Consider the following 23,776-nt stretch of genomic DNA (forward strand, 5'->3'; position numbering starts at 1 on the left):
CTAATTTACAGATTGTACGGCGAGAGTATCCAAAGATAACCTCACCTGAAGCCATTCCTTTAACTTTGCCATTTCCCGCTGTTGAGCATTTCTTGTAAGGGAATTATCCCATTTAACGTTAATAGTAGGAATAGTATCTACACGGGTAAAGTCTGTTACAATGTTGTTAGAATAACTTAACTGTTCAATATTGGAGTAATTGATTTTGGCTTCCCTGCTTATTGCCTGAAAAGGAATACCCCCAGACCTATACCTTAGTAATTCATTTTCCAAAAGTCGGATACGATCATCTTTATCCTCCACAACTTGCTGGTTTCTTACGTATAAATCCTCCAGTATTCCAGATCTAACCTCAGAAGTAAGACGTGCTGCCATCTCAGAACTTTGGTCGGTTCCCTGGTGTATTCTTAAAGTAACATCCTGCAACTCCTCCATAGCTCTTATTTGTTCTACCCAATCCTGAATTTGAGCTTGCGGTACTGGACGGCCAATAAGATAAACATCCACAAATTTCCTTTTATAATCCTGAGCAAATTTCACCACTTCAGCTCCAGGGTAATCAATCTTTTCTTCTACAAATTCTTTTGTTCTGGTTACAAACACCTGCTCCCTAAGAAGGTTTACGAATAGGAAAATACTCGGGATCATCACGAGAATTGCAATTAAAGAAGCAAGCCTAGCGGTATTTCTTCTGCGTTTACTGTTAGCATATCTTACCAACGGAAATCCAAGAATCTTTGCTACTACAAAAGTGGAAAGTGCTATAAAAACAGAATTAATTGCAAAGAGGTAAAGAGCACCACCGGCATATTCCCAATTGGCGATAGCAAGGCCATAACCCACAGTACAGAGCGGCGGCATAAGGGCTGTGGCAATAGCAACACCCATAATTACGCTGGCAATCGTTCCTTTTTTTGTTTTTGCCACGATTAAAGCCAAACCACCGAAAATCGCCACCAACACATCCAGAATTGTAGGATACGTTCGGGCGACAAGCTCTGGTGTTTCCTGCTCAATAGGAGAAATTAAAAAGTAGAGATAAGCGGTTAACACACTTAGCACCACCATAACCGCCAGATTTACCAGGGAACGCTTTAAGGTATCGATGTCGTTAATGGCAACAGATAACCCAACACCTACAATAGGACCCATTAAAGGGGAGATAAGCATCGCTCCAATTACCACAGCAGGGCTACTTACATTAAGACCAATAGAGGCCACAAAAATTGAGAAAATAAGGATCCAGGCATTATGGCCTTTAAAGGAAATATCCTTCTTCACCATTTCTATAGTACTATCCCTATCTGTATCGGTAAGGATATCCAGTAATTCTGCAAAGAACGACCTTGAGTGCTTATAAAGATGTTTCGCGTCTGACGAAAGTTTTACGTTGCCTTTTTCAGTCCCCGAACCAGCCGAAGAATTCTCTTTATTTTCCATCTACTAACCAAGTTTATCCCCAAACTTATCAATTGCTTTTTGCCGAATTTCCTTTATCCCCTGTTCATTTTTCTTCGGAACTATAAGCAGCACCTGTTCGTTTTCCAGAACAATATAATCTTTAAGACCTTCCAGTACAACAATCTTATTCTCGGCTGCCCTTACGATATTACCTTCTGCTCCAAACGGAAGTAACCGGGCATTAATTACCGTATTTCCAAAATCATCCTGAGGAAGTTCCTCCTGAAGAGACCCCCAGGTCCCAAGATCATTCCATCCAAAATTAGCCGGAATCATAAATACATTTTCAGCTTTTTCAATAATTCCGTAATCTATTGATATTTTGTTTGCGAGGTGATAATTGTCATTTATAAAAGCCTGCTCTTCTTCTGTGTTCCAATACTCTTTCCCTTTCTGAAAAAGATTATACATTTCTGGCAGATACTTTTTAAAGTTCTCTATTATAGAAGAGGCATTCCATATAAAAATTCCTGCATTCCAGGCATAATTTCCATCTTCTACAAACTTTTCAGCTTTTTTGAAGGTGGGTTTTTCTGTAAACTGTGCTACAGGTATAAGCCTTCTATCTTCAGAATGTTCAAATTTAATATATCCGTAACCAGTGTTTGGAAAGGTGGGTTTAATACCTAATGTGATCAGTTTCTCATTATTATCAACGGCTTCAAAAGCAAAATTAAGGTCGTTAATAAAACTGTCTACTCCCTGGATCCAATGATCGCTGGGCGCCACCATCATCACAGCATCTTTATTCTTTTCCTGTATTTTTAAAGCTGCAAGTAAAATACTGGGAGCGGTATCACGCATTACCGGCTCTAAAACAATTTGCTCCCGCTTAATGCCGGAAATTTGTTCTTTTACCGTTTCCTCATAACGTGCATTAGTAAGGATATAAATATTTTCTGGTGGTACTATTTTTTTTAGACGGGCAAAAGTTGTTTGAATAAGCGTTTCACCGGATCCAAGGATATCCTGAAATTGTTTAGGACACTCTGCTGTACTCACAGGCCAAAACCTGGAACCGACCCCACCGGCCATTAATATTGCGTAATAGTTACTATTCATCTAACTTTGAAATTAATTTTTTAACAGTTCTACTTCAGCATTTGGCTGAAATAAGTAAACCTTTCCTGTCGAGATTTCCAAACATTCATACCTCTTAATCCTTTTTGGCCCACGCTTAAAAGTTTTTCCGTTGTAAATCCTGAAAATAGCTCCGAAAGGCACCTCGAAGATATAATTTTTATCATTCTCGGGATCATAACTTTTTAAAGCTACAGAAAGTCTGGCATCGGTATCGCTACTCGCTTTTGGATTACGGAAATGATTTGCAATTACGGGTAATATTTTCATTGGAAAAATTTCAGGACGAATAAACGGAAGCATCAGATTTCGAAAAGTTAGTTTCCATTCGGCTCCATGAGGTTTAATGTTTCTTCCGAATTTATTGAAGGCCACCAGGTGCGCAATTTCGTGTACCAGGGTAATCAAAAACCGATACTTGTTTAAATTTGCATTAATAGTAATTTGCTGCACTCCATCTGGCATTTTCCTGTAATCGCCGTGTCTCGTCCTGCGCTCATTTACAATTTTAAGATGCACATTATTTGACTGAATAAGGGCAAAAGCCGGTTCCAGCGCATGATCTGGCAAATATTTTTCAAGAATATGCTTCATTAAAACTACGGAGTACTATTGGAGACCTGTAATAACTTGCCGTTGTAAAATTTATTTCCTGTCAAACTGAAATAGAAAATATAATCTGCCATTTCTTCTGCAGAAAGTGGAGCTTCGTATCCGGGAAAGGCCTCTTCCAGCATTTCGGTTTGTACTGCACCAAGGGCTAAAACATTAAAAGACGGGCCGGTTTCCTTATATTCTTCAGCAAGCAATTCGGTTAAAGTAATTACGGCCGCTTTACTGGAACTATATGCCGACAGTCCCGGAAATTTTACACTTCCCTGCACTCCGCCCATTGTGCTAATATTTAACACATGGGCATCATTTTTCATAAAAGGCAACACTTCCTGAATAAGCCCAACCACACCCATCACATTTGTTTGATAAACGCTGTTGAAGTTTTCCAGACTTAATTCCTGGAAAGGCTTATTAATAAGCATTCCTGCATTATTAATGAGAATATCAACGTTTTTCCATTCTGAAGAAACAAAACTGCTTACTTTTTCAAGATCTTCTTTCTTGGTAATATCGCAGGCCAGCACTTCTACATGCTTAAGACGAAGATTGGAAACAGGCTCTGGATTTCTTGAGAGGGCAAGGACTTTGTGCCCCGCTTCAGCAAATTTTTTAGTGAGTTCAAAACCAATTCCCCTGCTTGTTCCGGTAATAATTACATGCTTCATTTTAATTCAGTTTTATTTCTTTTTCTTCCGTATTAGCCATTTTTGATATTGCGGGAAAAATGGCCTCTATTAAATTAGCCATGTGCTGAAAATCCATATTATCGGCCTCATCAGAAACGTGGTGGTAATAATCGTAATTGGTGAAATCGAAAGTACTGATGGTTTGTGACGGAATATTGAATTCTTCAAAAAACGGATAATTGTCGCTCCGCTGAAAGAGGTTGTACTCCTTAGCTTGTGGTAAAAAGCCCAGCACCTTCTCCCCTACATATTCATTAAATTTTTCAGCGTAATTGGAATTCTCATAGCCGGTTAAATATGCCAAATGATCCTTTTCTTCCATTGGAACACCTATCATTTCGAGATTGACAACAGCGTAAAGATCAAGATTTTTGGCTTTTAACTTCTGCGCGATATGTTTGGCACCTGTTAATCCTAATTCTTCGCCAGAAAACAGGATAAATAACAGACTACGGGCATTATTTTCCTTTTCAGCAAACCTTCTGGCCAGTTCCATCACCGCGACAGTGCCAGCGGCGTTATCATTAGCTCCGTTAGCAATAGAATCGTTCTCCACGGCTTCACCAAAGCCAATATGGTCGTAATGAGCGCCTATAATTATAAATTCATCCTTCAATTCCTGATCATTACCCTCTAAAAAGCCTACCACGTTAAATGCCTCTTTCCCTTCAACTTCAAAGCGATCCCTGTAATTTTCAAAATATGGCGCTACATCATACTCCTTAAAATACTCTTCAATAAAAGTAGCTGCTTTTTCTATTCCTTCCGTCCCTGTTGCTCTTCCCTGCAGCTCATCTGAAGCTAAAAAGCGCAAATTTTCCTCAATTTCGACTTCTGAGACTTCAATTTCAGTATCCACAGCCTCCTGACCAGAATTACAGGCAAAGAAAAAGGCTGCAGAAAGTACCGCAGCTAGTTTAAAGAAGTTGTTTTTCATGTTTTTGAACATTTTTAAAGGTGCCTCTAAAATGGCAATTATCGACCTATAGTTAATGGTGCGGCTGTTTAAAACCTGTTGGCGCTAAAGATAAAAAAATCCCACGTAGTGTGGGATTTTAATGTTTATTATTGAACAAACAGGTTTCTATGCCAACATAGTTACCGGGTTCTCCATATATGTTTTTAATGTTTGAAGGAAAGCCGCTCCGGTAGCTCCATCCACAGTTCTGTGGTCACAGGCTAACGTAAGTTTCATTGTATTTCCAACAACAATTTGTCCGTTTTTAACAACCGGCTTCTCTACAATCGTTCCAACAGAAAGAATAGCGGAATTCGGCTGATTAATAATACTTGTAAATTCTACAATCCCGAACATTCCAAGGTTAGAAACTGTAAAAGTACTGCCTTCCATTTCCTGAGGCTGCAACTTTTTGTTCTTGGCCTTACCGGCAAGGTTTTTCACATTACCACCAATTTGCGTCATAGACATCTGGTCTGCAAATTTAAGTACAGGCACCACAAGTCCTTCGTCTACAGCAACGGCCACACCCATATGGATATGTTTGGCCATTTTCATAGATTCATCACTCCACTGGCTGTTTACCTGCGGATGTTTTCTTAACGCCATTGCACTCGCCTTGATCACCATATCGTTAAAGGAAACCTTCACATCTGGCATCTCATTGATCTGCTTACGGGAAGCCATTGCATTTTGCATATCCACCTCTATAGTAAGGTAATAATGCGGAGCTTTAAATTTGGATTCACCGAGTCTTTTAGCGATAACCTTACGCATTTGAGAATTCTTAACCTCCTCAAAGCTTTCTTCGCCGGCAGGAACGTAAGGCTGTACAGAAGCTCGTTGTTCTTCGCTACCTGCAGTACCTTTAGATTGCTCTGCTGGTTTTTCTGAAGGTTTGTAAGATTCTATATCTTTCTTTACAATTCTTCCGTTTTCTCCGGAACCTTCTACTTTGGAAAGATCGATTCCTTTTTCTTCAGCCATTTTCTTGGCTAACGGAGAAGCAAAAATTCTTCCACCGTCTTTAGATTCTGAAGTAGTTCCAGGTTTTTCTTCTGTAGCAGCTACTTCTTTCTGCTTTTCTGCAGCTTTGTCGTCTTTTTTATCTGATTTCTTATCAGACTTTCCTGAAGATTTCTTCGCCCCATCTTTACTGATTCCAGAAACATCTGTGCCTTCCGGACCGATAATTGCTAAAAGGCTGTCTACTTTTGCAGTCTCACCTTCCTGGATTCCGATTTTAAGCAGCGTACCTTCATAGAAAGATTCGAATTCCATTGTTGCCTTATCGGTTTCGATTTCAGCAAGAATATCCCCTTCTTCAACTTTATCTCCTTCTTTTTTGATCCACGTGGCAACAGTACCTTCTTCCATGGTATCACTAAGGCGTGGCATTGTAATGATTTCTACTCCTTCCGGAATTTCACCATCACCACTTTCTTCTTCAGAAGCATCTTCTTCCGAAGAGTCATCATCAGATTCATCCTTTTTGTCATCAGAAGATTTTTCTTCTTTCTTATCAGACGAACCACCGCCGCCTTTAATAAGATCAGAAATATCCTCTCCTTCTTCACCAATTATAGCAAGTAATGTATCAACCGGAGCAGTTTCACCTTCTTCAATACCTATATGGAGTAAAGTTCCTTCATAAAAAGATTCAAACTCCATAGTCGCCTTATCGGTTTCTATTTCGGCAAGAATATCTCCTTCTTCAACCTTATCACCTTTTTTCTTTAGCCACTGTGCTACAACACCTTCTTCCATGGTGTCGCTCAATCGCGGCATATTAATTACTTCAGCCATAATTTAGTTTACTTTATGTGATAAAAACGGGTAGTCTTCCTGTTCGTAAACCACGTCGTACATTACATTTTTCTCAGGGAAATCTGACTCTTCAGCAAATTTCTCACATTCTGAAACTTTATCTTTAACGCGTTTATCTATTTCTTTAATCTCCTTATCAGAAGCGTATTTTTTATCCTTAATAACTTCCAGCACCTGAGTGATAGGATCGAGTTTCTGATACTCGGCCACTTCATCTTTGGTACGATATTTTTGAGCATCACTCATAGAGTGACCACGATACCTGTATGTTTTTAATTCAAGGAAAGTTGGTCCGTTTCCTTTTCTGGCTCTGTCGATTGCTTCATCCAAAGCTTCAGCAACTTTAACCGGATTCATCGCATCTACAGGACCGCAAGGCATTTCGTAACCTAAACCAAGTTTCCAGATATCTGTTCCTTTTGCGGTACGTGCCACAGAAGTTCCCATAGCATAACCATTATTTTCTACACAAAACACAACCGGAAGGTCCATTTTTACCGCCATATTCAGCGTTTCATGAAGTGCTCCCTGACGCGTTGCACCATCACCCATAAAAGTTAAGGTAACAGCATCTCTTTTGAAATACTTATCTGCAAAAGCAAGACCTGCACCCAAAGGAATTTGCCCGCCTACAATACCGTGACCTCCGTAAAACCTGTGTTCTTTGGAGAAAATGTGCATAGATCCACCAAGACCTTGAGAAGTACCGGTACCCTTACCATAAAGTTCTGCCATTACACGCTTGGGATCTACTCCCATCCCGATAGGCTGAACGTGGTTACGGTAAGCGGTGATCATCTTATCCTTTTCCAAATCCATAGCATGAAGAGCTCCCGCAAGGATCGCTTCCTGCCCATTGTAAAGGTGTAAGAAGCCTCTAACCTTCTGCTGAATATAAACCTGCGCAAGCTTATCTTCAAATTTGCGCCAAAATAACATATCCTCGTACCACTTTAAATAGGTGGCTTTTGTGATTTTCTTCATATCAAAGTATAAATTTAGGCCGGACACATGGATTTTGCCAAGCGGATAACAAAAATACTATTTTCAACAAGAATGAAAAACAGTTTGGCTGCAAAAATAACGAAAACCTTACAAGATACTTCTGTCGAATATTAAAGGTAATAAATCCTTAACCGATTTAGCCTTTAAAACCTTACCTGTTTCGCCCATAAAATAGAGCTCTATATTTTCCTCCTGATTCACCTCATACTCTGCCATTACCTGCCGGCAGGAGCCACAAGGAGAGACAGGTGCAACAACTACATGCTTCAGGGATTTTGCTGAAATCGCTACTCTTTTCATTTTAACCCCCGGATATTTTGCCCCGGCATAAAAAAATGCCGTACGCTCTGCACAAAGCCCGGAAGGATAAGACGCATTTTCCTGATTACTCCCTGTTACCACCTCATCATTTTCCAGCAGAATTGCCGCACCAACATTAAATTGAGAATAGGGAGCATAAGCATTATCCCGCGCATCAAAAGCTTTTTGCATTAAAACTGAAACTTCCCGTGGCAGTTCGTCCAAAGAGTCGTAAACTTCAAGTTCAGAAGTAATTTTTAATGATTTCATACAGATTTATTGGAAACACAAGTTAAATCAAACAAAAAAAGTATCAAATCGAAATAAGATACTTTTAAGGAAATAAAATTTTATTCAGAATTAATTGACGAATTCCTGTCCAAAATTAAAAGTAAGACCGAATCGTAAAGTCCCCTCTAGCGGACTTGGTATATCAGAAGTTGAGAACAGGTAGGAGATATCGATATCTACTATTTCATAAACGAAACCTGCTCCAAAAGAAACAAATCTTCTTGAACCTTTAGTTTCACTTTCAGAAAAATAACCCGCCCGAAAAGCAAACACATCCTGATAATTATATTCTGCACCCAGAGCCCAGGTCACTTCCCTCAATTCTTCGCCAAAGCCACCCGGCGCATCTCCAAAGGAAGTAAATATACCTTCTATAGCACCTATTTCATTATATTCTATTTCATCTTCAGCATCAATATCCCCATCGTCATTAAAATCCCGCGGAGTTGGCACCAATAATTTATTAAATTCAAGATATGTCCCTATCCGGTTTTGCGGATCAAGAATAAAATCAAATCCTGCCCCTCCTTTAAAATTAGTAGGAATAAAGTTTTCCTGTCCCGCATCATCATATTTCATCTTCGGACCGATATTTGAAATATTTGCACCCAGTCTCCAACGACCATCAAAACTATCAAAGAATATCACATCGCTCTGATAAAAAGCCGCAACATCTACTCCAAAACTACCTGCAGCCCCAAGATCTTCATCGTCCTGCAAACCAAGATCAGATCGCAGATATCTACCCGCCACTGCCATAGAAACATTTTCACTTAATTTAAGAGAGTAGGACAAATCAAAGGTGAGCTCATTTGGATTTACAAGAAGAGGCGCCTGTTCAAAAGTTGTGCGTGTTTCGATAGATCCCAGGCTAAAGTACCTAAGACTGGAAGCAAAGGCACTACGATCATTGAGTTTATAAAAATAACTTAAGTTCCCAAGAAATATATCGTTTACAATATCACTTAGATAAGGAGTATAAGATATACCTACCCCCTGCTGCATTTCGGCAAACGCATATTTTGCAGGGTTCCATTGTTGCGAAAACGCATCTACAGAAGTAGCAACCCCCTGATCACCCATACCAGCAGCTCGCGCATCGGCCGCAACCTGAAGAAAAGGCACTGCGGTTGTAATTACCCTGTCCCGTTCTTCCTGAGCAAAAGATGAAAGACCAGACAACAAACTGGCTCCAACCAGCATAAGTGTAATTTTTTTCATTCTGAACATTATCTGTAACAAATATAAATTTAAATTCTTGCTAAGAAAGAACCTTCCTACCAAAATTACAAGCAAAAGCATGCAAACGAGACAAAACAAAAGACTTTACCCTCTGAAACAGTGGTTTTAACTCCGCTCATGTTTACTTATAACTACTAATTATTCAAAATATTGTTTTAGATTTCGCTTAGCAGTTATTATTTAAGTATAAAACACTGCCTAAAAGAAAAAAGGATTATTTTTGCGCAGCTTAAAAGCCCGGAAGCAACCAGTTAAACTGTTTTTTAAAACCTGTTAAAAACCAGGTAAGCATCAAGCACATCAGGTAGTTACAGGGTTTTAAAGACATTTTTATTATAATGAAATAATCTTGCAAATTTAGCGTTAATTACTATATTGCAAAGCCTAAAAATCTATCTAAAGAGATGATGAACATGAGAACAGATATTGCTATAAGAGCACTTTTTGCATTTGCCTTCGGCGTAGGTCTGCTAAGCTGTAACAATTCAAGGGATTATAAAAATAACTCCCGGGCTACCGGTTGGGATATTAATTCGGACGAGGGTGGATTCCAATATAACAATGACTATAAAGAACAGGAAACGGCACCGGGACTTGTTTTTATTGAAGGAGGAACCTTTACCATGGGAAGGGTTCAGGATGATCCTATGCATGATTGGAACAACAGCCCAACGCAGCAGCACGTGCAGTCCTTTTATATGGATGAAACTGAAGTTACAAATAAAATGTACCTGGAATACCTGGACTGGCTAAAAAGAGTCGCTCCCCCTTCAGATGAACGTTACAGCGATGTTTATGAAGGAGCACTTCCTGATACTTTGGTTTGGAGAAACCGCTTAGGTTTTAATGAAACTATGGTTAATAATTACCTGCGTCACCCGGCTTATGGTGAATACCCTGTTGTTGGAGTAAGTTGGATCCAGGCAGTTGAATTTAGTGACTGGAGAACTCAAAGGGTTAATGAAGCAAAACTTATAAATGAAGGTTATCTTGCAGAAGGCGCTCAATATAAAGCAGGACCGGGAGAAACCTTTAATTCTGACACCTATATTTATAATCCTGAAAATGTTTACGGCGGGAATACTGAACTTAGCCAGGGAGAAGAGGTGCAGGACAGATTAGAAGACACTAACGAAGAAGGAAATCCTGTTAAAAAAGTATATCCGGGAAGAGAGAGTGGTCTTGTTTCTCCGGAATATAGGTTACCCACTGAAGCAGAATGGGAATATGCAGCACTTGGCCTGGCAGGAATTAGAAACTACAATTCCTACCGAGGCAGAAAAAAATATCCATGGGACGGACAATATACCAGATCGGGAGATGTAAAGAGACAGGGGGATCAATTAGCAAACTTTAAACAGGGTGCAGGAGATTATGGTGGTATTGCAGGATGGAGTGATGATGGAGCAGATATTACTGCGGAAATTAAATCCTATGAACCTAATGATCATGGTCTTTATGACATGGCTGGTAACGTTGCAGAATGGGTGGCAGATGTTTATCGTCCTATAGTAGATGACGAATTTAATGACTTTAACTACTACAGAGGAAACGTTTACACTAAAAATGCTATTAATGAAGATGGAAGTGTAAAAATACTTGGTGCAGATGAAGTGGTTTATGATACTTTGGCTAACGGAAAACTGGTTGCCCGTAACCTTCCCGGAGAAATTGCGCAGGTTCCGGTTACTGAAGATGATACATACATGAGAACCAATTTCACTGAAAGTGACCAGAGAAATTTCCGAGATGGGGATAAGAGTTCCACAAGGTATTATCAGCCTTTCCAGGACGCAACAGAACCTTCTAAAAGAATGTACAACTCCCCAACCTATAATGCCACACAACCCAGCGACACAACCGGAGCTGCACCTCAAAGAGGTTATGATACCGGCACAAGGACTACTCTTATAAGTGACGAAGTAAGAGTTTACAAAGGAGGTTCGTGGAGAGACCGGGCTTATTGGCTTGATCCTGCACAAAGAAGATATTTCCCACAGGATATGGCTACAGATTATATTGGCTTTAGAAATGCAATGTCCAGAGTAGGTTCTAAATCAAAAACTGAAAATAAAACAGCCAGAAATTAGAATTTTTGGTTAAAAATCAAAAAAAGCCCTAATTTTTAGGGCTTTTTTTATAGCTTTAAGTTTATGAATGTAGCACAAATCCACCAGCACTTCCTGATTAGCTCAGGAGCTTGTATCGATACCCGAATCCTTAAAGAAGGCTGTATTTTCTTTGCATTAAGCGGCCCCAATTTTAATGGTAACCAATTTGCCCGGGAAGCCCTGGACAAGGGTGCTAAGATGGCCATAGTAGACGAAGAAATTTATGCTGCAGATTCCCGAAACTTTATTGTCGTAAAAGACGTACTAAAAACCCTTCAGGAGCTGGCTAAATTTCACCGACAGTACCTGGATCTTCCTATTATTGCCATTACAGGGAGTAATGGGAAAACAACTACAAAAGAACTGGTAAATACTGTCCTTTCCAGAAAATATAAAACAGTTGCCACAAAAGGCAACCTGAATAACCACATTGGTGTTCCGCTTACATTACTTTCTATGGACGCAGAAACCCAAATGGGTATTGTGGAAATGGGTGCCAACCACCTTAAAGAAATTGAAGTCTTAAGCGAAATTGCCCTGCCGGATTATGGATATATCACCAACTTTGGCAAAGCACATTTAGAAGGTTTTGGTAATGTTGAAGGTGTGATTGCAGCAAAAAGCGAACTCTACACAAATATTAAAAAGAACAAAAGACTTCTTTTTCTAAACACCAATGATCCCATACAACGGAATCACCTGGACTATAAACACACCTTTACTTTCGGGACAACCAAAGATGCCCAGCTAGAACTTTCTTATTCAGATAATCAGTCTTACGCCAGCGTTAATTACAATGATACAGTATTTCAGAGTAAAATCACAGGTAAACATAACGCACAAAATATTGCTGCAGCAATATGTATCGGGTTGTACTTTAAAGTACCCTTTGACCAGGTAAAAGAAGCTATTTCAGAATATATACCTTCCAATAATCGGTCAGAGGTCACAAAGAAAGAAAGTAACACAATTTTTATGGATGCCTATAATGCCAATCCTAACAGTATGCAGGCTGCACTTTCCAACTTTGATGAACTAAGCACCAGTGAGCCGAAAATTGTCATTTTAGGGGATATGCTTGAATTAGGAACTTCTTCAGAAGAAGAGCATCAGGAAATCGTAGCAATTTTAGAAAAAGGCAGCTTTACAGAATGTTATCTTCTGGGGGAAAACTTTAATCGTACCAAGACAAATAAAAGCACGATTATAAAGTTCAAAAGCAATGAAAACTTAAAGAAGCACCTTGAAGAAACAGAATTTAAAAATTGCCATATTTTAATAAAAGGTTCCCGTGGAATGGCTTTAGAAAAAATGCAGGAGGCTATATAAAATTTAAGGCAGAAGAAGCTGAAAAGGAATTTTATTCTAACTTTTTGACTCCTTATCCTTCAACAGCCTTTTTATATCTTTATTATTTCCATACAGCACCATGATATCGCCATAATAGAGTTTAGTACGGGCCGAAGCTACTCCCTGAACATTCGAAATATCCTTCAGGGATCCAATATCATTTTTCTCCTGCGTAAGTTTTATCGTGGTAAGCACAATGATGTTATATTTCTTCTTTAACGAAATTTCTTCCAGGGTTTTACCATCATATTCTTTAGGTATACTTGTCTCTACGATGCTATAATCCCTGTTCACTTCAAAAGAATCTACTACTCCGTGTAAATTCAGCTTTTTAGACCAACGCTCTGCAGTCTCCTCTTCGGGATGAATAATTTCATCCACGCCCATTGCTTCAAGCACCATTTCCTGTAACGGGGATACTGCCCGGCTTATTAAGCGCTTCACGTGCATTTGCTTCATTAGCGCAGTAGACATTATATTGGCTCCTTTATCTTCCCCAATTCCCACTATAACAATATCTGTATCTTTTAGGGGCAGGTTGGAAACCGCTGCAATATCTGTCGAATCGAGATTCACAGCGTGGGTGATTTTGTCTTTAATGGCCTCTACTTTACCCATATTAATATCGACTCCTATAACTTCATTCCCCATTTGTGTTAATTTTTCGGCTAAAGAAGCTCCAAAATTTCCAAGTCCAATGATGATATACTTCATAATCAATAAATTAGTTCATTAAAATTTCTTCGTCAGGATATCTGTAATTAAGATGTTTTACCCTTCTTAACATTGCAATTAGAATAGTAAGCATACTCACCCGCCCAATGAACATTGTAAAAATAATAACCATTTTGGACGCTGAACTTAACTGAGCTGTAATCCCTAAACTTAATCCTACGGTGCTGTAGGCAGAAAAGCATTCAAAGGCTATACTTAACAGGTTCTTCTCACTGTCGAAAGAAGCGATAAGAAAAACTGCCATGCCAATGACCATAAGAGAAAGGGCCATTATTGCAAAAGCCCTGCGCACAGACATATCTGTAATTTGCCTTCTGTACACTTCAATTCGGTCTTTTCCCCTGGCGAGGCTTAAGAAGTTTAGCGTGGTTATTGCGAACGTACTGGTTTTTATCCCCCCTCCTGTAGAGCCCGGGGATGCTCCTATCCACATGAGCAGAAAAATGATCATAACAGTGGAAAAGTTTAATGCTGACATGTCTACAGAATTAAAACCTGCAGTCCTGGGGGTGGCACCACCAAAGAAGGCTGTAACAATTTTTCCAAAGGTGCTATGACCCGCCAAAGTATTATCGTATTCAAAGAAATAGAATAAAACACTACCAGCTACCAGAAGTATAGAGGTAGTCATTAGCACAATCCGGCTGTTTAAACTTAAAATCCATGGTTTATAAACCGTATCATGCGGATGCCGGATTTTCAAAAACTGATGTTTTACAGCATAAACCGCATATTTGTATAGATTAAAAAGAATAGGAAAACCAATTCCGCCTAAAATAAACAGCGCAGCTATAATTAACTGAAGCGGATAATTAAACTGAAACTCGGCTTCATAAAGACTACTTTCCAGAGTAGAGAACCCTGCATTACAAAATCCTGAAACGGTATGAAAAACTGAGAAGAAAATCCTTTCTGGCACAGATGCTATCTCCTCTTTACTTATACTAAAAAAGATAAGTACCGCTCCAATAAACTCTATAACAAAAGTAACAAGTATAATTTTTTTAAGTACGCTAAACACCTCTCCTATTTTATCTGAGTTAGTCATATCCTTCAACATAAGCTGATTTTCATAAGACGTCTTTCCGCGGAAGAAATAACTAAAGTAACTGGCAAAGGTCATAATTCCCAAACCCCCTAACTGGATAAGAATAAGAATAATGGTTTGTCCAAAAACTGTAAAATAACTTCCTGTATCTACTACGATTAAACCAGTAACACATACAGCACTTGTAGAGGTAAAAAGAGCATCCAGGGCAGATAAGTCTCCATGAGCAGCATTGGGCAGCATTAGCAAAAGCGTCCCTGCTAAAATAATAAGTAAGAAGCTACCAATAAACACCTGTGCAGGATTAAGATAATCCCTTTTAAAATCGACCCTTAAAGCGGAGGCTTCCCTTATAAAGTACAGAAAAACCACCAGGAAGACCCACCCCATTTTATTAAAAAACTGCAGGAAAGAAAGGTTCTCCCTTATAACATCTACCTGTACAAGCACCAAAAGAGTAAAAAGGAAAAACAGCAGACCATCAAAAACCCGCACTTTCCCCATTAATTGTTGTTTGGACAGGACATACCTTAAAAGAATAGACCCTATTCCTAAAACAAGAACTATAGTATAAAACGAATCAAGATATCTTCGTACAGCAATGGAATGTGCAAAACCAAGATCAAAAATAACCATTGCCACTGCTAAAAAACTAAGCCAAAAGGAGCTTTTTTTTAAAGCCGAAAATATCTTATTGTTAATCATTCCTTTCTGAAGTTACTGATGCAAAACCTGGGAGATTTTTAAAATTGAGTATTAAAAATATAGGTGCACTAAGATCAAACACAGCAAAAACCTTCTTGACCCTTTCCGGCCGGAATAAAAACAAATGGGGTGCGTTCTTCTTCTTTACAATAATTCACCAAAAATTATTTTGATAGTTAGGTGAGCAAAGTTAAGCTGAAGGATATAAGTAGAATATAAAAATTGAAGAGACGGTATAAAGATTTTATAAAGATCAGGAGAGATGTATTAATTGAAAAGCAAAAGGTACATGGATTTAAGCGGTATTTCTGATTGAAGATTAATCTAACTACATATAACTCTCAAACAAAGCGGTAACCTACCCCACTTTCGGTAAGAAGGTGTTTTGGCCTGTTTGGGTTTTCTTCTAATTTTTTCCGTATTTGAGCCACAAAAACCCTTAGATACTGAGTTTCTTCAACCGCTCCCATTCCCCACACTTCTTTAAGGATATACTGGTGGGTTAAGACTTTTCCATGGTTTTTGGCAAAAAGGGCTATTAATTTATACTCTGTGGTAGTAAGTTTAACGGGGGACTGATTAAGTTTCACTGTGCGGGAAACTAAATCGATTTCCAGATCTCCTAAAGAAATCTGCGGCTGATTATCTGTACTCTGACTAAGTCTTATTGAAGATCGGATCCTGGCTAGTAATTCACCTGTTCTAAAAGGTTTTGCCAGATAATCTGTCGCTCCGTTGTCCAGGGCCTTAACAATATCTTTTTCACTATCCTGAACAGAAAGCATAATAATTGATTTTTTATACCAGTCCCTTAATTCCACCAAAATTTCATGGCCACTTTTATCCGGAAGTCCAATATCCAGGATTATTAGCTCCGGGGAATAATTTGCTGCCAGAATTAAGCCTTCTGCTCCTGAATTTGCCTGAATCACTTTATAATCGTTGCTTTCCAGCGAGATTTTCAGCAACTTTCTTATCTGGGGTTCATCATCGATTATAAGGATCTCACCTTTATTCATTTTCGTAAGTATTTAAATATGAAATTTCCGAAGGAATCTTCACTGTAAATTTTGCTCCACCAGAAGGATTATTTACCACGCTAATACTGCCTCCGTGAGCCTGTGCAAAACCTTTTGCTATAGACAACCCAAGGCCGGTACCACCTGTCGCAGTATTTGGCAACCGGTAAAATTTGTCGAAAACAGCGTTAATTTTATCTTCAGGAAAGCCTTTCCCGTTATCTGTTATTTCAATTTCACAACCCTCTTCTGTCTTTGCTACAGCAATTTGCACTGTTGAGCCCGCAGGTGTGTATTGAATGGCATTGTGAACGATATTATGCAAAATCTGTTCTACCAGGGCCCTGTCGATTTTAAACAAAGGTAACGCATCATTCGATTCGTATTGAAGATAATTAATTCTATCGACAAATGGCAACTTAAAGAAATAACTATGATTAAGCCAAAGCCAAGCAGGTATTGCTGCCCCTTATTTTGCCTTATTCTTTGCAGCATACGCTATGGGAATATAAATTTATAAATGTATTGCCCCTTCCAGACTGTAACTGCAAGGTAAAAAATTCTAAGAAGCTAATTTGTCTTTGTAAAAGCATGTATGTAGGTAGGCGCAAAGAAAATTCTTGATTTGCTATAATTGAAAATTATAATTAGGCCGAAAATTGACATTTTTGAGATATAACTTTAGAATAATAAATGAATTTCTCCCTAAGGCTAATTTCACCTAAAACATACGCCTTATTAGCTATAAATCATCGCCATTAGCGGAACAAGGATGAGGGAAACAACCATTGATAATACGATCATTAAAGCAGAATCTCTTTCTTCAGAACCCAACATAGACGCGAAAACAGTTAATGTAGCGGCAATAGGAAAAAGGGGAATAAGGGAATACACACTTCTTTCCTGCGAATTAAGAAGATCAAAAATAAAATATTCGGCAGCCAGGAGGAAACCGGCTATTAATATGGCACTGCCCGTTCTTATCCCAAGTACTTTTGAGAAGTAGGAAAGGTCCAGGTCTTTAAAATTTATCATGGTAATATTCATCCCCAGCAGCGTCATCCCGGCAGCCGAGACAATTACGCCTAAAACATCAAGAACCGGAGTGAAAAATTCCGGAAGTTCATAATTAAACAGCTTAAGGCTAATCGCGAGCAAAAAGGCATAAATAAATGGAACTTTAAGAGCTTCTTTAATTGATTTTTTTATTCCGAATTTGGATTTGGCCACTGCAGTATACCCAACGGTATAGCCAAACAAACCCGTACCTATGTAGATACAGATTAATGTGGTGACAGCATCCTGATCAAAAATTGCTTTTACGGTAGGAATCCCGAAGAAAAGTACATTAAAAAATGAAAAACTACTTATCAATAATGGCTTATCCAGCCCGTCAAATTTTTTAAATGCCCAAATTGCCGGGAAAGTAACAAAGAAAGCCAGGCTAAAAGACATTGTAGCCAGAATGATTAGATTGGACATTTCCGTTTCTAACACGTTATCTATGAGCAAGAGCGGAATAAGCACAAATAACAATGGCTTATGTATATATTTTTTTGGTACGAGTTCTTTTTTCTTTAGGAAATATCCTAAAGGAATACACAACAAGTAAGGAAATAAAGCAGCATAAAGTTTATAAAAGATTTCCATTAACTCTTTGCTTTAAAAATTATTTCTTCAACACACCTCCCAATTGTCCTTACATCAAACCACATCGCATCCACATCCAGCAACATTCCGTTTAAAATATGACCAACTGCATACATCCGGTTGCCACCCTGTTTAGAAACCAGCTGCATCGTACGCGGGTTAATTACAGCACCCCCCGCAGGGTAAGGTTTCAGATATTCCTTTTTCACCAGGTTTGCAATTAATTTATTATTCATTCCTTTTAGTTTCGAAGCAGTACCGGTGGCATTGACCAGCTTATGCATATAGAATTCTTCTTTGTTTTCTGTAATGATCCTAAACATTTGCTTTTCTTCAGAATAATCTACAATCTTTATTTCCGGTATTACCCGGAGTTGCCCCTCTTGAAGCAAGTCCAGCAAAATTTCGGCATTGTGCAGGGGCATTGCATGCCTGGTGCTCGTCCAATGAGATCCCAGCCACTTTTTAAACAATTTCTTTTGTTTTAGCGACATCCCTCCCCAGATTACCGAAGCATCATAGCGTAATGAGTAAGTTACATTTAAAATGCTGTCACCTCCTCTCTTCGCACTCTCAATATCATACTTAAGAAACTCCTCAACATTACCCGCGCTCCTGTCTTTGCTCCTCCAGTTCAGTTTTTCACCTTCAGCATCTTCTACATCTTTTATAAAAAGACGAAAAAGCTCCTTTACCCGTGGAGGACGCATTTTAGATCTTTGCAGCCTGTGTATATTTTCCAGCGTAAGATGCTTTCTTTCTATTTCTTTGTTTTGCGGCGGCTGTACTCTTGGCAGCATTCCCAAAGGGGAAAAGAGGGTGATCTTTCCGCAGTGCCCGTTATTAATTAAAGTCAGAACAGTATCAATAGCGCTTAGGCTGGTTCCCAAAACCCCGACTTCTTCGTCTTTGTCAATTTCAGAAATTATCCTGTGCGAAGGCCATGGAAAATCAATGTAACCTTTAAAAGCCTTTAGCTCTTTATATTTATTAGGTTTTGGAGTACCCGGGGCAAGCAATATATAATCTGCAGTAATTTTATTGGAAGATTTTAAATTAATTTCAAGTTCTCCGCTTTTCTTACTTTCAATATTTGTGGCTTCATCATTTATAAGCTCCACACTTACATTTCCTTCTTCAGCTTTCCTTATGTATTCTTCAAGCTGTTCACGAACATATTCCCCATATAAATTTCGGCTGGTATAAGCTGATCCTGTATTGCTTTGACCAATAATCTTTGGGTGGTCTTTACCTCCCCTTGATTTTATCCAGTCCGAAAAATCATTCGGCTCTTTTACATAGATCCCCATTAATTCTGCCTGTGTATTGAGAAGATGGGAATCCTCCTTTGTCCCGAAAGCCATTCCATGACCAAACTTATCCCTGCGCTCAATTAAGGTAATGCTGAGATCCTCCTGAAGGTTACGGCTACAAATTTGAATCACCAGTTCAATAAAAGCAGCAGACCCACAGGCTCCCCCTCCTACAATCGCAATGTTTTTCATTCATCTAAGTTTTACGGCTATGCTATTTCATAAATGTTTACTTCTGAAATGACAGCTCTATATATGGACATCCTTTAAGATAAAGAAAGAGAAATAGTCTAAAAAGGTATTAGCGAATTTTTAGCTTTTGTGGAAAGTGATTTGTCCCTGCTACAAATTTAAAAGTACCTCAAGATCTAAAGGTTTTATAGCTGAAGGAAAAAGTCTGAAAAAACTTAATTTTCTTTTACCATTAATCAATTTCAGAGAATTCTCCAGAAGTAAAGTTTTAAAGTCTGAAATTCTCGGTATGAATCGAAAATCTTTAATATCATATCAATTCTGTAACTGGATAAATTCAAAAGTACTTAGTTCCTCAAAGTTTTTACCGAAGATATTTCTCTACCGGATTAATCGGCAGATCCCTTACCCGCTCTCCGGTTGCATCAAAAACAGCATTAGCCACGGCTGCCGCAGATGGACCTTGTGCAGCTTCTCCGGCACCAAGAGGTTTTTCCTCTACACGGTCTATTACCTCTACTTCCACCTCCGGTATTTCTTCAAATCTGAAAATAGGATACGTATGCCAATCCCTGCTGGTAATATGTTCTTTATCAAATTTCACCTCCTCCCGAAGTGCCCAACTCGCGGCCTGGATCATTCCCCCTTCCGTTTGATTTTTCAATCCGTCAGGATTAATAATTTCCCCGGAATCGATCACACCCCACATTTTTCTCACTTCCACAATATCTCTCTCATTCACTTCCACAAGGGCGGCAACAGCAAAGTAGGAAGCGGAATTTTTGTAACGTGCAAAAGCGTAACCCATACCTTGCCTGTTCCCTTTATTTACTCCTGAAGTCATCTTTTTCACTCTTTCAAGACAGGCAATAGCCCGATCATCATTAAGGTGGCTAACTCTGAATTCCACCGGGTTTTCCCCTGCTTTGTGCGCCAGCTCGTCCATAAAACATTCTATGGCAAACACATTTCCAAAAGCTCCCAACGCCCGCAGTGCAGATTTCCGAAGTGGTCCTTCAAAAATGTGAGAAGTGGTTTGCAATGAAGCTAATGTGTAATATGGTTTTGAGTTACGCACTGCACCACCTTTAAAACCCACCCCGGGAACTCCGTGACCACGATCAAGAAACCGGGCCGGCAACAGCGTTTTTGGCTCCCCATTGGGGCGGGAACTGTGGCCATCGGACCAAAAATCGTATTTCCAGCCCTGAATTTTTCCGTCTTCAGTTAAACCTGCCTGCAGCTCCATAACCATAGCCGTTCCATACGGCTCCCACCGGTGTTCGTCGTCCCGCATCCATTGTAACCTAACGTGTCTTCCGGGATATTCCAAGGCCAGTAAAGCCGCTTCAGCCGCAACATCATCTGCACCGTTGTGTCCATAACAACCCGATCCCGGCACTCCTTTAATATGAATATTCTCTTCCGGAATTTCCAACATGTTCGCCAGGGTTTCCCGAAGCGGATAAACCCCCTGGGTATGGCTCCATACCTGCAGCTTTTCACCTTCAAAATAAGCGATCGCACAGGAGGGGCCGTTGGCAGCATGCATTAGGTAAGGCTTATAATAAGCAGCTTTATGCTGAAGTGGCGCTTGATTAATGGCATTTTCCCAATCCCCTGTTTCTTCCTCTACCTCCACTTCGGCATCAAGAGTTTTTAAATATTTTTTAAGCGGCACATCTGCAGGCAACTCATTTCCTGCTTCCCACTCTGCCAACTCGTTCACTTTCCAACTGAGTTGTATAGCCTGAAATTCTTCTTCGGCAATTACTCCTACAAAACTACCAATACGAACCAGTTTAAGGAATCCCGGAAAATCCTGAAGCGAAGAATCATCTAAATTTTTAAGTTTCGAGGTGTAAGACGAAGGACGAATAATCCTGGCGTGGACCATATCAGGAAAGCGCATATCCTGAACATACTCAAGATTCCCGCGCACCATCTGGGAAATATCCTTTCGCGGCACAGGCTGACCTACATATTTGCGACGTGTCTTTCCATAAATTTCTGAAGGCTCTCCTATATCTTCATTCAACTGCCTTCCTTCCAGTAATTCGTAGAGGTTCATTGTCTGGCCTCCACCACGTATAATTCCATTTTCCAGACTAAGTTCAGATTGCGGAATCTCCCACTTTTCTGAAGCGAGGCTCAATATTTTCTCTCTCGCTGCCGCCGCTGCATTACGAATAGACATGGCGCTGGTTTCTATAGAACGGCTTCCTGCGGTGTAGCCTTCATTGGCGGTCACTCCCGTTTCTGCCAGGTTCACTTCCACTAAATCGGGATTTGTATTCAATTCTTCGGCAGCCACTTGTGCCACGGCAATCCTGATTCCCTGCCCAAGTTCCATTTTTCCGGTGAGAACAAGAACACTTCCATCTTCAAGAACCCGTAGCCAGGCATTGATCCGATCCAGACGATTTGATTCGTCAGATTCCGCTACATTTTCTCCATTTTCATTGCCCATGCAGGTAGTTCCCAGCAGGGAAAAACCGATGCTCACAAATCCTAATTGCTTGATAAAATCACGTCGGGTAGATTTCATAGAATAAAATTATTGAGCAGAAGCTTTTTTAACTGCCCTTATTACCCGGGCATGTACGCCACAGCGGCAAATATTTCGGTATAATCCTGCCTGAATTTCCTCATCTGAAGGATTTGGCTTTTCATTTAATAGTCCGACGGAAGCTATTACCAGGCCATTAAGGCAATAACCGCACTGTGCCGCCTGTTCATCAATAAATGCCTGCTGGACCTTGTGCAGGTTTCCATTTTTGTCTGCCAAACCTTCAAGAGTGGTGATTTTCATTTCGGCAGCACGCTCTACTGTAATAAGGCAGGAGGGATTAGCTTTTCCATCAAACAAGACCATACAGGCACCGCATTGTGATAATCCGCAGCCAAATTTGGGTCCGTTAAGTTCCAGGTTATTTCTAAGCACATAAAGCAATGGCGTTTGGGGATCTACATTTACCTCGTGCTTATTTCCGTTAACGGTAAGGGTAATCAAAGTCTTCATATTATTTCTAAGTTGTCTTTATGTCTTAATTTATTCCCACCCCTCCGCCAACACTTTTATAATTGCCTGAAAATTAAAATTCCTTTATTAAGTGAACCTGCTGAAATAAATATTTAATTAGAATTTTAGAAACATCTACAGACGACCTCCCCTTAAATTTAAGAAAAGATTACAGAAAAGGCTTTTAAATAGAAAATTTTAAAGGTTTTTTGTGAAGCAAATATTCTTTTGAAGTTTGATCTTTAGTATAATGTGAGCCACCTACTTAAAATGTCAATTTTCGGCCTTCAGTTAAGTTAGGTAAAGAGGTAAGAAGTGAAAAGAGGAAAAAAGTACTACAATACCTTCAGAATTTAAAGTTGCGACAAGAGCAGAAGGCTTCTTAATGTTCTTCTTCAGAATATCACCCTCTCAAAATTGCAATTTTCGACCTTCAGTTAAGATGACAAAGTAAAAATACTCAATGAGCTTCAGGAAATTTCAATTTAAATATTAACTTGACTTTCTTAAAGGTACAGGGTATGCTAAAAGAGCTGAAGGAGGCCTATGGGTTTATTTTTGAAGAGGAACTTATTCGGGAAATTTCCGAATCCGGAACTTTGAAATCTGTCAGGGAGGGTGAGGTGATCCTGGATATTAACGACTATATTACCGCCATGCCTCTGCTTCTTGAAGGGGCGATAAAGATCCTGAGAGAGGATAATGAAGGTAATGAATTGTTACTTTATTTCCTGGAGCGGGGGGACACCTGTGCCCTTACCCTTTCCTGCTGTCTTGGACAAACCCGCAGTGAGATAAGGGCTGTTGCTGAAAAAGATACCGTTATTATTATGATTCCCATTGGAAAGATTGAAGACTGGACGGCAAAATATAAGACCTGGCGTAATTTTGTGTTTGAAAGCTATCAGTCACGTCTTTCTGAAATGCTGCAGACGATAGACACTATTGCTTTTATGCATATGGACCAACGCCTGCTACGTTATCTTCAGGATAAAGCCAAGATTAATCAGTCTGAAGAATTACAGGTCACACATCAGCAAATCGCATACGATCTCAACACCTCAAGGGTTGTTATTTCCAGGATCCTGAAAAAACTGGAAATGGACAAGAAGATCATTTTGCAACGAAATCAAATAAAAGTGCTGGATCTTTAGCCTGTCCTGTAT

Annotated in this window: 20 protein-coding genes; 3 read left to right on the forward strand and 17 right to left on the reverse strand. The window is 39.5% G+C overall.

The features are described 5' to 3' along the window. From RM549_RS05460 to porV, 9 genes are all read right to left on the reverse strand, one after another. Positions 1 to 1,440: a DUF389 domain-containing protein gene (locus RM549_RS05460; protein WP_311682590.1), complete on the reverse strand. Its 1,440-nt coding sequence runs from the start codon at positions 1,438 to 1,440 to the stop codon at positions 1 to 3. A gap of 3 nt (positions 1,441 to 1,443) precedes the next feature. After that, entirely contained in the window at positions 1,444 to 2,523 is a 1,080-nt protein-coding gene (locus tag RM549_RS05465) for a mannose-1-phosphate guanylyltransferase (protein ID WP_311682592.1), read from the reverse strand. 12 nt (positions 2,524 to 2,535) lie between these two features. Beyond that, on the reverse strand, positions 2,536 to 3,135 hold the full coding sequence (locus RM549_RS05470) for a SprT-like domain-containing protein (RefSeq protein ID WP_311682595.1): 600 nt from the start codon (positions 3,133 to 3,135) through the stop codon (positions 2,536 to 2,538). A gap of 5 nt (positions 3,136 to 3,140) precedes the next feature. Beyond that, on the reverse strand, positions 3,141 to 3,821 hold the full coding sequence (locus RM549_RS05475; RefSeq protein ID WP_311682597.1) for an SDR family NAD(P)-dependent oxidoreductase: 681 nt from the start codon (positions 3,819 to 3,821) through the stop codon (positions 3,141 to 3,143). Position 3,822: 1 nt separating this feature from the next. Next, a complete protein-coding gene (locus RM549_RS05480) occupies positions 3,823 to 4,779 on the reverse strand; it encodes a M20/M25/M40 family metallo-hydrolase (RefSeq protein ID WP_311682599.1) in 957 nt (318 codons plus the stop codon). Between the two features lie 147 nt (positions 4,780 to 4,926). Further along, positions 4,927 to 6,606 (reverse strand): pyruvate dehydrogenase complex dihydrolipoamide acetyltransferase, encoded by a 1,680-nt coding sequence (locus RM549_RS05485; protein ID WP_311682600.1) that lies wholly within the window; start codon positions 6,604 to 6,606, stop codon positions 4,927 to 4,929. Between the two features lie 3 nt (positions 6,607 to 6,609). Continuing rightward, positions 6,610 to 7,611, reverse strand: coding sequence for a pyruvate dehydrogenase (acetyl-transferring) E1 component subunit alpha (pdhA, locus tag RM549_RS05490; RefSeq protein ID WP_311682602.1), 1,002 nt, complete (start codon positions 7,609 to 7,611; stop codon positions 6,610 to 6,612). A gap of 108 nt (positions 7,612 to 7,719) precedes the next feature. Continuing rightward, positions 7,720 to 8,202 (reverse strand): cytidine deaminase, encoded by a 483-nt coding sequence (gene cdd / locus RM549_RS05495; protein WP_311682604.1) that lies wholly within the window; start codon positions 8,200 to 8,202, stop codon positions 7,720 to 7,722. Between the two features lie 90 nt (positions 8,203 to 8,292). After that, positions 8,293 to 9,444, reverse strand: a complete 1,152-nt coding sequence (gene porV, locus RM549_RS05500) for a type IX secretion system outer membrane channel protein PorV (protein WP_311682605.1) — start codon at positions 9,442 to 9,444, stop codon at positions 8,293 to 8,295. 428 nt (positions 9,445 to 9,872) lie between these two features. Here porV and gldJ point away from each other — a divergent pair, with 428 nt between their 5' ends. Beyond that, positions 9,873 to 11,555, forward strand: a complete 1,683-nt coding sequence (gldJ, locus tag RM549_RS05505; protein ID WP_432264700.1) for a gliding motility lipoprotein GldJ — start codon at positions 9,873 to 9,875, stop codon at positions 11,553 to 11,555. Between the two features lie 63 nt (positions 11,556 to 11,618). Next, positions 11,619 to 12,905, forward strand: a complete 1,287-nt coding sequence (locus RM549_RS05510) for a UDP-N-acetylmuramoyl-tripeptide--D-alanyl-D-alanine ligase (RefSeq protein WP_311682607.1) — start codon at positions 11,619 to 11,621, stop codon at positions 12,903 to 12,905. 36 nt (positions 12,906 to 12,941) lie between these two features. On the opposite strand, the gene RM549_RS05515 is transcribed toward RM549_RS05510, so the two are convergent. The 8 genes from RM549_RS05515 to RM549_RS05550 all read right to left on the reverse strand — a co-directional run bounded on the left by RM549_RS05515 (position 12,942) and on the right by RM549_RS05550 (position 22,610). Beyond that, positions 12,942 to 13,640 (reverse strand): potassium channel family protein, encoded by a 699-nt coding sequence (locus RM549_RS05515; protein ID WP_311682609.1) that lies wholly within the window; start codon positions 13,638 to 13,640, stop codon positions 12,942 to 12,944. Between the two features lie 10 nt (positions 13,641 to 13,650). Next, complete coding sequence (locus RM549_RS05520; RefSeq protein WP_311682611.1) at positions 13,651 to 15,414, reverse strand: TrkH family potassium uptake protein; 1,764 nt, start codon at positions 15,412 to 15,414, stop codon at positions 13,651 to 13,653. A 341-nt stretch (positions 15,415 to 15,755) separates the two neighbouring features. Then, positions 15,756 to 16,433, reverse strand: a complete 678-nt coding sequence (locus tag RM549_RS05525) for a response regulator (protein ID WP_311682612.1) — start codon at positions 16,431 to 16,433, stop codon at positions 15,756 to 15,758. Next, positions 16,426 to 16,851 (reverse strand): sensor histidine kinase, encoded by a 426-nt coding sequence (locus tag RM549_RS05530; protein ID WP_311682613.1) that lies wholly within the window; start codon positions 16,849 to 16,851, stop codon positions 16,426 to 16,428. The genes RM549_RS05525 and RM549_RS05530 overlap by 8 nt, the downstream gene beginning before the upstream one ends. A gap of 320 nt (positions 16,852 to 17,171) precedes the next feature. After that, entirely contained in the window at positions 17,172 to 18,083 is a 912-nt protein-coding gene (locus RM549_RS05535) for an AEC family transporter (RefSeq protein ID WP_311682614.1), read from the reverse strand. Then, a complete protein-coding gene (locus RM549_RS05540) occupies positions 18,083 to 19,588 on the reverse strand; it encodes an FAD/NAD(P)-binding protein (RefSeq protein WP_311682616.1) in 1,506 nt (501 codons plus the stop codon). The genes RM549_RS05535 and RM549_RS05540 overlap by 1 nt, the downstream gene beginning before the upstream one ends. A 364-nt stretch (positions 19,589 to 19,952) precedes the next feature. Then, on the reverse strand, positions 19,953 to 22,136 hold the full coding sequence (locus tag RM549_RS05545) for a xanthine dehydrogenase family protein molybdopterin-binding subunit (RefSeq protein WP_311682617.1): 2,184 nt from the start codon (positions 22,134 to 22,136) through the stop codon (positions 19,953 to 19,955). 9 nt (positions 22,137 to 22,145) lie between these two features. Then, positions 22,146 to 22,610: a (2Fe-2S)-binding protein gene (locus RM549_RS05550; RefSeq protein ID WP_311682619.1), complete on the reverse strand. Its 465-nt coding sequence runs from the start codon at positions 22,608 to 22,610 to the stop codon at positions 22,146 to 22,148. 521 nt (positions 22,611 to 23,131) lie between these two features. Between RM549_RS05550 and RM549_RS05555 the strand changes: the two genes are divergently transcribed. After that, positions 23,132 to 23,764 (forward strand): Crp/Fnr family transcriptional regulator, encoded by a 633-nt coding sequence (locus RM549_RS05555; protein ID WP_311682650.1) that lies wholly within the window; start codon positions 23,132 to 23,134, stop codon positions 23,762 to 23,764. Positions 23,765 to 23,776: the final 12 nt, after the last annotated feature.

It is taken from the genome of Autumnicola patrickiae, from assembly GCF_031846525.1.
In the GTDB taxonomy this organism is placed as follows: domain Bacteria; phylum Bacteroidota; class Bacteroidia; order Flavobacteriales; family Flavobacteriaceae; genus Autumnicola; species Autumnicola patrickiae.